Origin of the sequence: Rubrivirga litoralis, assembly GCF_031846415.1 — a bacterium.
Taxonomy (GTDB): domain Bacteria; phylum Bacteroidota; class Rhodothermia; order Rhodothermales; family Rubricoccaceae; genus Rubrivirga; species Rubrivirga litoralis.
Window position 1 is genome coordinate 1 of the sequence record NZ_JAVRHT010000011.1, and the last position, 13,472, is coordinate 13,472.

The window sequence follows — 13,472 nt, forward strand, 5'->3', positions numbered from 1 at the left end:
TCTGGACGCCGAGACGGACCGGGCGGCGTACGAGGAGGCCCTTCGGGAGGCCGAGTCCATCATTCGGGCGGCGACGCCGGTTGACCAGGGCTCTCCTAACTCCAAGTCCGTGCGGGGCCGGAAGTCTGGCCGCCGTGCGTACGTCTCCAAGCCTTCCCCTTCCGCGTCGGGGTTCTGCATCCGGTGTGGGACGGGGACTGACTATGACACGGCGAAGCCGTACTGCGGGAAATGCTTTCGCCAGTGGCTCCGGTTCAAAAGCCCCGCATACGCGGACGACCGCTGCCACGGGTGTGGGGCAGAGAACGAGAAGGCGTTCTCGCTAGAGAAGCCGGAATGCTACCCCTGCTATAAGCGGAACGCGAAGGCTGCTATGGCTTGACGGTATCTGACGAGCCACAGGGTTCTGTGAGGAACGGCTAGCGCCCCTCATTTCCCGTCCGGCTCCGGCGGTTGAACGTGGAGCCTTAGGAGTTCTGCGACTCGTTTGACGACCATGATGAGGCTCAACACGAAGTGGATGAGCCCGGTGAAAAGCACCGCCCTCAGGGTGAGGTCTAGCCAGTAAAGCCCGGTGGCTACCGAGTTGTCCCCTTCCCCCACCCTGGTGTCGGTCACAAGCAGGAGCACTGAGAGGACGATGAGGCCAACGCCGACGATAATGCAGTAGGCGATGTTAGCCTGCGACTGCTGTACCAGTCTTCCCTGATCCCTTGGGTATTTGTACCGCTCGGGCTCCTTCGCCATATTGAACATCACGACGAGCATGTTCAATAGGAGACCCGAAAAAATCGAGAGTGCTGTTACCGTAGTCTGAAGTGCTGGTGTGTTGAGGTCTACCAGGAATGCGAACGCAACCCCTGAGACCAGCGGGAATCCGTAAAACAGGAGCCGGTCACGCCCTAAAACGCGACCATCTCGCTCAGATACGAGCGTTGCGTGGTGTGCCCTGATCAGAGCCGACACGTCGATCTTCTCGATGATCCACATGGAGTCGCTGAGGGCTAAGAAGGGGAGGGGAAGCCTACGACAACCGAGGCGCCCATCCTACTGGGGGATTTCGAGGTCTTCGTAGATGTCGTCAGCGAGGGAGCGGGCGGCGGCAAGGAGGTCTCCGGTGTCGGCGTGCCCGTCCTTCCCCTCGCTCACGTCTTTAGAGACATCCCAGTATGCGTTGACGCTGCGACGACCATCTGTCAGCCTCATCACGCGCTCTCGCCCGCCGAGCTTGATCTTCACGCTTGCTACGTCTGCTTCGACGGTTTCGATTGAGACGAGTTCGGAGACAGGGCGACCGCCCATGACCTTGTTGATCCGGTCCTTCATCGGGAGCAGCTTGCCTTTCTTAGCCTTGACGATGACTTGGACCTCTTGAATGTCGTCCTCGTAGCCTCGAAGTCCGAACTTGCTAGCGAGATCAGCGGGGACCTTGTGTTGCGTCACCCGGAGGTTGCGCACTCCAGCGGTGATCGCCTTCTCGATGAGGCGTTCTGGCACCTCTTGGCCGTAACGGAGAGTGAGGTCTCGCCCGTTCCGGTTCATGAACCAGTCCTGGAATAGCCGGATGAACGTGGACTTGATTCCTCGCCCACCGATTCGCTGGAGGATCATCAAGCCGTGAGCTACATCCTCATGAAAGTCGAAGTAGAAGAAGAAAGGCTCTTCTCTCGCATGGTCCTTCGTCTGTTTGAAATCTACTGTCCTCGCTTGTACATGTGTAATATCATACTCTGCTCCATACTGTGCGTACTGAACCACACCGTATGTAATATGTCGCTTACCTACTTTGGTCACCGTGTGGGAGCCGGTGTAGAACACTTCTTTTGTTCCTGGAACTGAAGGCTGACCAGCGGTTGCCTTTAGGAATACGTCGATCTCACCCGGAAGGCTTCGGCCGTTCTTGAAGTCAAACGGGTTTAGGGGCGTGCGGCCATGTTTCTTATAGACCCGGATCGAGTAGGTAGCCAGTACTGCTGGTGACATTGCCTGTGAGCGAGTGAGCCTCCCAACATACCCGCACGGGTCGGCTCGCACTAGCCGCGAGAGAGGCGACGCTCACAGAGCCCTGTAACTACGGGACGGCTTCCACCGCCCCAAACCCGCTCACCGCGAGCTACAGGGTCCTGTAGGGATAGCTATTGGGCCACTCGGGCGTCTTCCCGTACCCGAGCGGAGAACCGCAGGAGGTTCGACACAGCGAGATCAGCCCGGCTCGCCTCCGGCCTCGGCTCATACCTGTTTCCCTCGGCGTCCAGCCCCTTCCCCCCGGTGACAGCCTGGACGATGGGGTCCCCCGTAACGACGGAGGCCGTACACCCGGCCTCGCGGAGGAGCACCCTTGCCCCCTCCGCCTTCCCCAGGCCGACGCCCACGAGCAGGACGTGCAAGGGCCGCCCCGCCCCGCTCAGGATCTCGATCAGGCCGCCCAAGTGGCGCCTGTAGTCGTCGCCGTCCATCGGGGTCCGGGAGAAGTCCCGCGTGACGCAGTGGACGTTCGGGTTCGCCCTCAGCCACCTCGCCCACGTCTCCCGGTGGTGGGCCGTCAGGTCGTAGAGGTTCGGGATCGGGACGAGCGAGACCCCGGCGGCTTCGGCAACGCACCTGTGGTGGCGGCGGAACATGACCGCCGTGTGAGCGGCCTGGACGGGCCGGAGGTCCTGCACGACCCGGCCGTCCCCCAAGAGTCTGTCGGCCTCTTTGATCTGTTCGTAGACCGAGAACGTGGGGCCGGTACAGGCGACGAACCCGATGTCGGCCAAGTGCCGGAGGAGCCGGGGCCGGTCGGCCCCCCAGAACCCCTCTAGCAGGTCGTCTTTCCCGTTCAGGACCGCCAGCAGGTTGGCCTTCTCGCTGACGCCGAGGAACGACCGGACACCCCGCCCGGACCGGAAGGGGTCGCGGAGCGTGACGGTGCCGTCCTCGCGGAGATGGAAGAGCGTCTTCAGGTCTACGCCCACCCACTCGAACCCGGCGGCGTGCCCTCCTGCCGGTAGCTCGTGCGTGCGGAGCGGGACGAACGCAGGGATGGACCCGAACGCTCTCGGCTGGAAGACCCGGACATCCCCGAGGCCGATCCCGGCCCCCATGTGGCCCGCGAAGGTGTCGGCGTGTACGCCTTCCCTCTCTGTCGTCCGGTCCCGGCAGACGAGAGCGCACCGCTCGCACCTGTGCCGACGGTCCGCCGAGACCCACGTGCAACGGCACGGGGCCGTCTCGTGCCCGAGGCAGTCCCCCGACTGGTGGGCCTCACACTCGGGGCACCCGGCTTCCCAGATGCCGACCTGGCGGGCGGGGATGATGGGGAGGCTCGTGAGCATGGTCTCGTGGGCCTCCCCGGTGGGGTCACTTCGTCAACTGGACGACGGCCCAGGGTCCCGCCGGGCTCACGCTGTAGACCGAGCCCCGTGTGTAGCCGCCCCGGCGGACAGCCTCGGCATCGTCGGGCGAGAAGTCCCCGAGTCTCCGGGACGAGACGAACGCGGAGCCGCCCCGGACGGAGACCGACGCGCCCCGCCCCACGGACCCGGCCACGTCGGCATCGACGTTGACCAGTTCGACCGTGAGAGAGTCGTCGGGTGGGGCGTCGTCCTTGACCGGGAGGCCTCCCCCGCCCGCCCCGCTGAGTTGTGCCACTTCCGGCTTGCCCCCGTCGTTGGCGCGTGCGCTACCTCCCATGTCTCTGCGTGCTGGTGGAACAAGAGGGGCGGGGTGGGCCGCCTTCGCAGAATCTAGGCAGTTGGAGAGACAGCAGGTTGTCACACGCCTTTGCGGGCCTCCCACGTGTCCACGAAGAACGCGGCGACGGAACCGGCGAGGTCCACAGCGAGGCGGGCATGGCGGGGGGCAGGCTTGATAGCCCGAGTCGGCTTCCCGTGGGCGTCGCTGAGCCCGTTGCGGAGGGCGGCGAGACCGCCGACGACGGTGTAGCAGCCGCTGAGGATCTGCTTGAACACAGGCTCCTGGTGCTGTTCCGGGGCGAGGTTCAGTTCCTTGCCCGTCGCCTTGCAGAGGTCCGATAGGCTCGCGTCCGTTTTGTAGACGACGCCCTCTGCGTCGAGGACGTGCTTGCAAACGGTCTCCAGCAGGGCGCGGGCCGACGTGATGGCCCCTTCCGGGTCTTCGTGGCGACGGCTCAGGGCCTTGTCCCACGCCTCGCGCACGTGCTCGGCGTCGAGCTTCTGGAGGGAGGCGGAGACGGGAGCGTCGGCGGGGGAGGTCGGCGTCCCCTCTAGCCTGTCGATCAGCGGGCGAAACGCGCCCCACAGGTAGTCCCGCCGCCCCTGATACGTCCCGTCTTCCCGCTTGACGTGATCCCAAAACTGGGGGAGGCTCCGGCACGTCTTGACGAACCGGGGCAGGTCCGGTCGGATGGTCGGCTCGTTGAGGATCGCTCGGCGTTGCGAGTCGTACAGGTCGCTGGCCTCCTCATCTCTGGAACCGCCAGTGGCGATGTCCACGACAAAGTTTTGGAAGGCCTCCACACGGACGAGGAGTTGATCGTCAGTCACAGGATTCTGTGGGGGAGCCCGGAGAAAAAAAGCCCGCCCCTCCCGAGGGAAGGGCGGACCGTTGCCAGCGGGCGGGTTGTAGGTCAGTCCCTACCCCTTGGGCGGGTGGGGGTCGTTGCCGAAGGAGTCGCGTGCGCGAATCTGCCCTTGGCGGTTGTGGATGAGCATCTCGCTCTGCTGGTTCTGGGCGATCTGCCTCGCGGCGTTGATGGCCTCACCCTGCGTCGCGTGATGCGAAGTGTCGCGGGAGTTGCCCGCTCCACGGACGGCCCAGCCGTCGGACCGCTTGACTACGTGTTGGTTCTTACCCATTTTCTCTGCCCCTTCGGGCTGGCTTGAAGGAATCGTAAGGCTCTGGCGTGCCCATGCTTGGTGGCTGGCACGGCAGGGCCTTACTTGGTTTTCCGCTTCGTGACCTTGACGGTCTCGGTAACGGTCGTCTTCGGGCTCCGCTGGACCTTCCGCTTCGTGACGAAGCGTCCGGTACCGGCGTCGCGGTGAACCTTTCTGGTTTTAGCCATTGGATTCGCGGATGTGCCCGCTAGCACTCCCCACATTAGAGCGCTAAGGGACTGGGGTGCAAGGCCGGTCCGTCCACGGGTTATCCACAGCGTGGACAGAGAGCTATGCCTCCGGTGACAACCGTAATGTCACCCTTCTAGGCCTGGCTGCATTCTAGGCCTAGAGTGGAGGCCTCGCTTCGAGATCAGGCCTAGCCGCCCACAGCATCCTGTGGCTACGGAGCCGCTTCAACAGCCGTTATTTCGGCCGGTGTCAGGCTGTAGACCTCGTAGACGAGTCGGTCCGCCTGCTTGTCAAGCGTCGTGATCTGGCGCGTGTAGAGCGTCTTGTCGCTCGCCGTCTGGACCGACTGGAGCCGGCCGTGCAAGGCCTGGAGCTGTTCCGCGATCCCGGCCAGTTGCGCCCGCCTCGGGTCGTCCGGCCCCGGGTCCACGATGGGCAAGGCCTCCATGTACTGGCTGAAGAGTCGGTACCGGAACCGGCCGTCCCGGACCCCGAATGGTATCGAGAGGTTGCCGATGCAAAACCACGCCAGTTTGCTGTTGAGGATGCCGAGGAGGTATGGATCTCCCGAGTCGAGGACGTATACCGTGTTCGTCCCGTAGACCCCGGACGTGTCGAGGTAGAACCGGGGGGCCTTCGCGATGTCCGGGTACATGATCTTGGGCCGCTCGAACACCCCGTAGTAGTCCACCGTGTCCTGGATCTCGAACCATCCGTAGGCCCCGGCCTTCCTCCCCGGCCACTTACCGTCCCTAGCTGTGTTCCAATCTTTCGGGCGGGGCGCCAGCGTCTCCTTGTGCTCGGCCAAATAGGACTTGATCGCTGGGTAAGCGTCGATGTCGGTTCCCCGCCTCGTGAAGACGAGGTAGTTCGACATTGGGCGGAGGTGATATCTCCTCACGTCTTGGCCCCCGACGAACGGCTTCAACAGTTCGTCGCTCCGGGGGTCTTCGGAGACCATGCGGTCCCGGGTCTCGGGATCAACGACGAACACTTTGTTGGCGCCCGTGACGACGCCTCGGTAAATGCCGCTGACGTGCTCACCGAGTTTCACGCCCTGAGACCGGATCGCGTCGAACGCCTCCATCTCGGGCTCGGGGCGGAGCGACCACCGGCCCGCGTGCTCGGGAGCGAACCGGCCGGACGGGACCTCGTGCCATTGGCCCTCCGTCAGGATCTGGAGGTCGGACGGGACGAGGGCCGGGACCTGGGCCACGTCCACGGTCTCCGGGGCCGCCCCGCCCTTCACCAAGACCGGCACCGTGACGTAGGTGTCCTTCGCGTTCCTGAACACGGGGAGCCCGCCGAAGTCAAGCGCGTGGACGAGAGACGCCCGCTCCGACATCACCCGGCGGAGGGTCTGGGCGTAGTCGGAATACAGGATGCTGGACGAGACGATGACGCCGTAGACCCCACCGTCCCGGAGGAGGTCGAGGCTCCGCTCCACGAAGTAGACGAAGAGGTCCGCCGATCCTGAGAACGTGTCGTAGTGGGACTGGAAGTAGTCCTTCGACGCCTTCAGCGACTCGGCCCGGACGTACGGGGGGTTCCCCGTCACCACGTCGAACCCGGGGCGGGGCCGGTCGAATACGGCCGGGAACTCGGCCTGCCAGTCGAAGGCGTTGACGGACCGGGCGGCGTCGGCGTCGAGCAGGGCCTCGGGCCGCCCGTCGTAGTAGTCCGGCCCGATGAGCGCGTTGCCCGCCTTGACGTTGTGAGAGAGATCGGGCAATACCCGCTCCTCCCCGAACAGGGCGAACTGGCGGACGGTCTCGGCACTCTCGCCTTCCAGGACCTTCAGCAAAAGGGACAGCTTCGTGACCTCCACGGCCTGCCCGTCGAGGTCCACGCCGTACACCGAGTTCAGCAAGACCCGCTTCTTCTCGTCAGTCGTGAGGTGCCAAGTCCCGTCCTGGCCCTGGTAGACCCGGGCGGGCCGCTTCTTCGCCCAGGCCTCGGGGTCGTTCGCCCGGTAGTGCGCAAGGTGCCAGTCCAAGAGGTACTGATACGCCCCGATCAGGAACGTGCCCGACCCGCACGCCGGGTCCACGACGCGGACGGAGGCCACCTGGTCCGGGCTCTTCCCCTCCAGGACCCGCCCCACCGTCTCTTTCACGATGTGGTCCACGACGTACGACGGCGTGTAGTAGACGCCGCCCACCTTCTTGACCTCGGGCTTCTGCTGGACCTCGGCCCGCCCCGTCTTGGTGAGGACGACCGCGGACCCCAGGAACTCCTCGTAGACCCGGCCCAGGATGTCGGCGGGCAGGACTGAAAACTCGTACGGGCTCTCGGGATAGTAGAGGCCCCGGATGATGTCGCGGAGCGGCTTGTCGTCTAGCTCCAGGCCTGGGGTGAGGTCGTCGGGGTGCTCCTCGCGGCCCTTTTCGTCTTGGAAGTGGAAGAGGCCGGAGTTGTACCGGGCGTCGGCGGCCCGGAAGCGTTCGACCAGTCGGCCGTAGACGCCTTTCCCCGTCGTCGCCTCGCGTAGCTCCCCGTACGGTTCGATCCCCCGGTCCTCTGCGATGCGGAGGAAGACAAGCCGGTCAATCGTCCGCTGGACGGCGAAGTTCAGGTCCCGCTCGGACAGGCCCGGGTTGCGGAGGGCCAGGTTCTTCGCCAGCCGCTCGCGCCACCCCTCGATCTCGCGGAGGAAGGCAGAGTCCACTTCGGCTGTGCCCCGCTTCGCCTTGGCGGACTCGGCGTACTTGTCGAAGCTGCCCCGTAAGACGGCCTCCTTGGAAAAGAGCCCGGCGATCTCGTCCCAACGCTCCAGGTACTCGGTGTGCGCGATGTAGAGGACCCGGGCCGTGCTCGCCCGGTCCCCCTTCTTCGGTTGGACGCGCCCGTCATAGACCGCCAGTTCCTCGAAGTCGGTGAGGATGGAGAGCGGGAGCTTCGCGCTCCAGGCGTACCGGCGGAGTTGGAAGGCGGGGTGGGGGTCCCCCTTGACGTTGACGCTCGGCTTCTTGGCCTCCAGGAAGAACTTCCTGACGCCCCCGACGCGGAACGAGTAGTCCGGGGCCTTGGTGGACCCTGCCACCTTGATGGCGTCCTCGTGCACCACGTCTTTGTAGGCCTCGGCGTACCCGGCCGTGTTGTCCACGTCCCACCCGAGGGCCGTGTAGAACGGGTCCAGGAACTCCCGCCTCACTTGGGTCTCGTTGTACTTGCCGGAGCGGTAGGACGCGAGGTTGCGGTCGAACCGCTCAACGAGGTCAACGACGACGGGCGGGGCGGGCATTCGCGGGCGGGGTGGGGGGACGGCTGAGTCTACGGCGGTCCGTCTGCGAGCGGGGTGGGCGTGGGGGGTGCTCGGGCTCACAGAATCCCGTGAGGACCCGGGAGACTTAGCCCAGAGACGAGCAGGACAAAATCGGTCCAGGTAGGTCCAGGAAGGCTGTTTCAGCCCAAGTCCCCAGGGCTGGGTTCTGCTAATAATCGAGGTCTCAGGAGCCGGGCTGTTCATCGCTCGGCCCTGGAACAGATCGTTTCCACCCGTCAATGCAGCATATGCGTTTGCGTCGGTATCGGCACACCCCTAGCACTCCGAGCAGTCCCATTCACGCAGGAAACGGGTGACGGCCGACCGGCCGGGCACCACGGCCTCAAGTCGCTTCGCGCGACACCGACACGAGGCCCGATCATGCCCAGCCGCCGCCCCGCCCGCCCCAACTACGGAGACGTCCCGGACCACGTGTCCGATTGGATGGCCTCCTATTCGTCCCCCGCTGACCTTGGGGAAAACCTACAAGACAGTCTCGATTCCAGCTTTTCCCCTGCGGAGTTGAGCCCGGACGCCTCCGAACGTCGCGCGACCAAAAATCTGGGAGGGGTAGTTGGTGGGGGAGGGAGGACCCGGGGGGTGGGGAGTGGGGCCGAGTCAATGGGGGAACCCAAGTACAGTAATGGAGAGGAAGACGTTCGCGTTGGGAGCGACCCCGAAAACGAGGATTGCGGCACACGCGAGCCGATTTTGGCCGACTCGGAAGAGGACGACGAGGGCGACGATCTTGGCATCTTTCCCCCGCCGGCCCGTCCACACCGGGCCACGTGCAGCCGTGAGTTCAGAGATTGGTTGCTCGACAGGTTCGGGCCGCTCCGTGGACCTGAGGGCGAGGCCTACCGCCGACTCTTCTCCTACCTGGTATTCCCGTCGCACCTGGACAGGAACACGGGGCTCCCCGTCATCTGCGGGCGGACTCTGGCATGGGCTGCTGGGAAGGAGGCTGCGTACGAATCCGGCAACTACCCGACTTGGAGGCTCCTGAAAGGCTTCCGCAAGTACGTCCTCGAAGGGTTTAACTGGAGCGGCTACACCCCCAAGCTGTGCCGCGTCGTGCGGGACCGGGGCTTCCGGGACGACGTGCTGGAGCGGATCGAGGAGGAGGTCGCACGGCCCGTGACGGACACTGAGGACCGGGTGTACTTCGTGAGCGGGAAGCGCTTCAGCCTGACTAAGCAGCGTCGGACCCGGGAACGGGAGCAGCGGCGGGCGCTCGCCAAGATGGCGGAGGCCGGGTGCGAGGAGGCCGCTCAGGTCATGGAGTACATGAACAGCCGGACGCCCAACGTCTTCTCGAAGCTCGTCCGACAAAACAGGCTGGAGGCCTACCGCGTAGCCGCCGACCTGCCTACCGAGGCACGGAGAGCGGCACGCGCCACGCTCCGCCGGATCGAGGACCAGCCGGTCCCGTTCTACTCCCCGAGCACACGGGGGAATACTGTTCGCCTGTTCGACCAGGGGAGCATCGCCGGGCTGAAGAAGGAGGTCCGCCACGCGCTCATGGCCGGGTGCGTCGAGTTCGACCTGAAGTCCGCCCAACTCGCGATCATCGCCAGGCTGTGGGACGTGCCGGTCGTCGCCCGCTTCCTGGAGGGCGGAGGAGACATCTGGGGCGCCCTCTACGCCCACCTCGGGATTGCACCCAAGGACCAGGCCGCGACGAAGCCGACGCTGAAGACGGCCCTCTACGCCCTCTGCTTCGGAGCGGGCGACCGGAGGATCAAGGGGGAACTCACGATGGGCCTGGAGACCTACTGTGAAGCCCCGCACGCCTTCCTGGACCACGAGATCATCCAGGCGCTCCGGGCAGCGAGGGACGCCCAGATAGAGGCTGTCGCGGAGGCCGGGGGAGCCTGGGATGTCTACGGTGTCTGGCGGTCCACGGACTGCAAGGACACGCCAGAGAAGAACGCCCGGTCCGTCTTGGCTCAACTGGCCCAGGCCGCCGAACTCCACCTCGTGTTCCCCGTGATCGAGTTGGCCCGGGAGACCCGGGACTTCCAGGTCGTCTTGTGGCAGCACGACGGGTTCTCGGTCCGGTTCAGCGACGAGACGAAGCGGGAGCGGTGGACAGAGAGGATCGTGGCGGCCGTCCAGCAACGGGCCGACGACCTACGGGTCCCGACCCAACTCGAATACGAGGTCCTGGAGGTCGATCCGTTGTCGGAGCAACGGCGAGAGCGCACCCCTGCCCGGCCCCCCCTTCGGGAGATGGCGTTGAAGGTGAGGGCCATAGCTGACGAAATCGTGCGGGAGCACCGGAGCAGGCTTGAGGCCGGTAGACGAGGCGTGTAGCCTGTCAGGCACCGCCGGGTTAGAAGAGGGGCGTTGGTCTGTCCGGTCACCTCTCCCTAACCCCCTCGGGCTCGCTCGGCTATGGCCCGGAGCCCTGGTGGCGATCTACGGACCGTCTACCGGGGCTCCGTTCCGTAGTGACCTCAGCCGAACGCCGAATCCAACTCGTTCGAGAGCGTCTTGCTCGCCAGCGACACGTAGACCTGAGAGACCGCGATGGACGAGTGACGGCACGCGGCTTGGACGACCCAGGCGGAGGCCCCGTTGTCCGCCAGGTGCGAGGCGAACCCGTGCCGGAGCCCGTGATACGAGACGGGCCGGTCGATCCCCGCCAGGTCCCGGAACGCGGTGAAGTCCTTGTTGGCGCTCGCACAGAAGGCCCGGACGTTCCGCTCTGGCTTCCGCTGGAGGGGCGAGACGAACACGTGCCCCCGGTCGGCCTCCTCTGCGATCTCGGCCAAGACCCCGGCGGCCTTCTGCGAGATCGGCAGGATCGTCGTGCGGCGGTTCTTCTGTTCCGAGATGGTGATCGTCCGGGCGTCGAGGTCCACGTCTCTCCAGTCGAGACGGGCGACCTCAGAGACCCGGAGGCCCGAGTAGAAGGTGAAGCGGTACATCTGAGCTTTCCAGGTGTGCCCGGCCCGCTCCGCCTCTTGGCAGATCGCGTTCAACTCGACTAGGCGGACGGCCTTCCGGTGGACAGACCGGGTGGGGTCTACCTTCCGGGGCGTCCTCAGGAGGGCTCCCACGTTGTCCGTCACGTGGCCCTGTGCCTTGCACCACTTCAACCAGATGCGGACGTAGGCGACCCTTTTCCGCCGGGTCCCCTCTGCGATCTCGGGGGCGAGGCAGAACGGTTTGAGGTCGTCGGCCTTCAGGCGGGCGACGGGCACCGCCCCGCCCACGGCCTCAGTAAAACGCCTCAGCACGGACTCCCGGTCTATGATTGTGGTCGGGCGCAAGGCGTCGGCCCGGTCCCCCAGGTAGTCTGCCACGGCCTCAGAGACGGAGAGGGGGGCGGCGGGGCGCTCGGGCTCCAGGTCATCGAGGCTGCTGACCCAGGGGTCGAACGTCCCCAGGCGGTACGCCTCGTCTGCCCGGTGCAGGAGTTGGCGGGCGAGGCGCTTGTCTCGGGTGCGGAGGGAGAGGCGACGGCGTTTCGGGGTCCGGTCGGCGTCGTCAAACTGAGCGTAGTAGCTGCCGGAGCGGTTGAAGAGGGAGGCCACAGGTACGGAGGCTGTGGCTTCTCTCCCCGGTCTACTAAGGCGTCGGGCGCATCGCGAGGTCACACCTGAGGTCACAGTCGGCCGTCGCTGTGCTCGGAATCGGCCTTAGAGAGCGACTGGCGCACTGAAAGCGCCAGTCGCTCCAGTACTTCGCGTACTACTGCTTTACCGTCGGCGGGCTCGGGCTGGTGTTCATCTAGAGCAGTGTTCGCGTAGGGAGTGAGCACGACCTTGAGCAGGCGCCGTGGGCGAGGTGCCTCGCACTCGGTACCCTCCCGAGAGTTGCTTCAGGGCAGCCTTCTCGCCGTGCCGGGCGGCTGCCGCCCGGCGGGGCGGGAGCCCTGGCTTCACGGGTCCTGCCGCCCCGCCCCACGCACGAACGCCGCCAGCTTCGCCCCATCCAGCGCCCCGCCCGTGCGGACGCCGCTGCACACGTCGAGGCCGAACGGTCCGACCTGCGCGACGGCGCCGGCCACGTTGTCCGGCCGGAGGCCCCCGGCGAGGAACACCGGCACGCTCAGCCGCTCGCGGATCGCCCGGCTCACGGCCCAGTCGTGGGCGCGGCCCGTCCCGCCCAACTCCGGCACCGCCCCGCCCAGGCGCCCCGAGTCCAGGAGCACGGCGTCGACGTGGGGCGCGACGGCTTCGGCTTCGGCGGCCGCCCCGCCCCGCCCATACGCCGCGCCCACGTGGACGACCTGGACGATTCGCCGGCCCGGCAGCGCCTGGCGGAGTCGGGCGTAGACGCCGACGTCGACCCGGTCCATGATCTGGACAGCCGTGACGCCCGCAGCGTCCGCCTGCCGCGCGATCTCGTCCGCGTCCTGGCAGCTCGTGAGCAGCCATGTGGCGATGGGCGGCGGCACCGACCGAGCGATCTGGGCGATCTGCTCGGGCGCAATCACGCCCGGCCCGCTCGGCATCGGCCCGACGAGCCCGAGCGCGTCGGCGCCCAGGCGCACGGCGAGCCGCGCCTCCTCGACGGAGCCGACGCAGCAGACCTTGAGGCGCGGGCGGGGCGGGGCGCCCACGGGCGGCTAGGGGAGCGGCGCGCGGCGCGCGGCGTCCAGCAGCCGCCCCCACACCGCGTCGTACGGGTGGACGAGGTCGGTCGCCGCCCCGCCCGGGCCGACGAGCGGGCGTCCCTCGCCGGCCCACCGGAAGATCGAGCCCTCCAGGTTGCGGACGTCCGCGAATCCGGCGTCGGCGAGGCGCGCGGCCACGGCCGCCGACCGCGCGCCGACCGAGCAGTACACGACCGCGGGGCGGTCCCGGTCCACCCCGCCCAGCGCAGCGGCGAGGGCATCGGCGCTCGCGTCGGGGTCCACGCGCCGGGCGCCTGGCAGGTGGCTCACAGCGTACTCGGCCGGCTCGCGGGCGTCGAGGAGGATCGGGGCGGGGCGGGCGTCGAGCTCGGCGGCGAGCGCGTCCGTCGAGACCGTCCGCACGTCGGGGTAGCGGGCGGCGAGGCTGGCGCCGACGGCTCGCCACGCGGCCGAGTCGGGCCGGGCGGGGCGGGACCGGGCAGTCCACCACGCGCCGCCGGCGACGAGCGCAGCGGCGGCGAGCGCGAGGAGCAGGGCGCGGCGAGGCATGAGGGCGGGGCGGTCTCAGGTGCAGACCCAACGCGCC

At 66.8% G+C, this 13,472-nt stretch carries 12 protein-coding genes and 1 pseudogene; 2 read left to right on the top strand and 11 right to left on the bottom strand.

The features are described from left to right. Window positions 1-382: pseudogene (locus RM540_RS06085) on the top strand (hypothetical protein); the annotation flags it as partial. Window positions 383-429: 47 nt separating this feature from the next. Here RM540_RS06085 and RM540_RS06090 read toward each other — a convergent pair. The 8 genes from RM540_RS06090 to RM540_RS06125 form a co-directional block, all read right to left on the bottom strand. Next, on the bottom strand, window positions 430-990 hold the full coding sequence (locus RM540_RS06090) for a hypothetical protein (protein WP_311662659.1): 561 nt from the start codon (window positions 988-990) through the stop codon (window positions 430-432). Window positions 991-1,047: 57 nt separating this feature from the next. After that, window positions 1,048-2,034, bottom strand: coding sequence for a hypothetical protein (locus RM540_RS06095; protein ID WP_311662660.1), 987 nt, complete (start codon window positions 2,032-2,034; stop codon window positions 1,048-1,050). Window positions 2,035-2,135: 101 nt separating this feature from the next. Next, window positions 2,136-3,317: a hypothetical protein gene (locus tag RM540_RS06100; protein ID WP_311662661.1), complete on the bottom strand. Its 1,182-nt coding sequence runs from the start codon at window positions 3,315-3,317 to the stop codon at window positions 2,136-2,138. Between the two features lie 25 nt (window positions 3,318-3,342). Next, window positions 3,343-3,633: a hypothetical protein gene (locus tag RM540_RS06105; protein ID WP_311662662.1), complete on the bottom strand. Its 291-nt coding sequence runs from the start codon at window positions 3,631-3,633 to the stop codon at window positions 3,343-3,345. A 122-nt stretch (window positions 3,634-3,755) separates the two neighbouring features. Then, window positions 3,756-4,508 (bottom strand): abortive infection family protein, encoded by a 753-nt coding sequence (locus tag RM540_RS06110; RefSeq protein ID WP_311662663.1) that lies wholly within the window; start codon window positions 4,506-4,508, stop codon window positions 3,756-3,758. Between the two features lie 90 nt (window positions 4,509-4,598). Further along, a complete protein-coding gene (locus RM540_RS06115) occupies window positions 4,599-4,820 on the bottom strand; it encodes a DUF2188 domain-containing protein (RefSeq protein ID WP_311662664.1) in 222 nt (73 codons plus the stop codon). Between the two features lie 80 nt (window positions 4,821-4,900). After that, window positions 4,901-5,029, bottom strand: a complete 129-nt coding sequence (locus RM540_RS06120; protein ID WP_311662665.1) for a hypothetical protein — start codon at window positions 5,027-5,029, stop codon at window positions 4,901-4,903. Window positions 5,030-5,244: 215 nt separating this feature from the next. Beyond that, complete coding sequence (locus RM540_RS06125) at window positions 5,245-8,277, bottom strand: Eco57I restriction-modification methylase domain-containing protein (RefSeq protein WP_311662666.1); 3,033 nt, start codon at window positions 8,275-8,277, stop codon at window positions 5,245-5,247. A 732-nt stretch (window positions 8,278-9,009) separates the two neighbouring features. On the opposite strand from RM540_RS06125, the gene RM540_RS06130 reads away from it, so the two are divergent. Continuing rightward, the gene (locus RM540_RS06130; RefSeq protein WP_311662667.1) at window positions 9,010-10,614 is read left to right on the top strand and encodes a hypothetical protein; all 1,605 of its coding nucleotides are present in this window, start codon (window positions 9,010-9,012) and stop codon (window positions 10,612-10,614) included. Window positions 10,615-10,757: 143 nt separating this feature from the next. Here the strand turns inward: RM540_RS06130 and RM540_RS06135 are convergent, their stop codons facing one another. The 3 genes from RM540_RS06135 to RM540_RS06145 form a co-directional block, all read right to left on the bottom strand. Then, window positions 10,758-11,840 carry a tyrosine-type recombinase/integrase gene (locus tag RM540_RS06135; RefSeq protein ID WP_311662668.1) on the bottom strand — a complete coding sequence of 361 codons (1,083 nt, stop codon included), beginning with the start codon at window positions 11,838-11,840 and terminating at the stop codon, window positions 10,758-10,760. A 347-nt stretch (window positions 11,841-12,187) separates the two neighbouring features. Continuing rightward, window positions 12,188-12,871, bottom strand: coding sequence for a phosphoribosylanthranilate isomerase (locus RM540_RS06140; RefSeq protein ID WP_311662669.1), 684 nt, complete (start codon window positions 12,869-12,871; stop codon window positions 12,188-12,190). 6 nt (window positions 12,872-12,877) lie between these two features. Next, window positions 12,878-13,435: a rhodanese-like domain-containing protein gene (locus RM540_RS06145; RefSeq protein ID WP_311662670.1), complete on the bottom strand. Its 558-nt coding sequence runs from the start codon at window positions 13,433-13,435 to the stop codon at window positions 12,878-12,880. Between the last annotated feature and the right edge of the window lie 37 nt (window positions 13,436-13,472).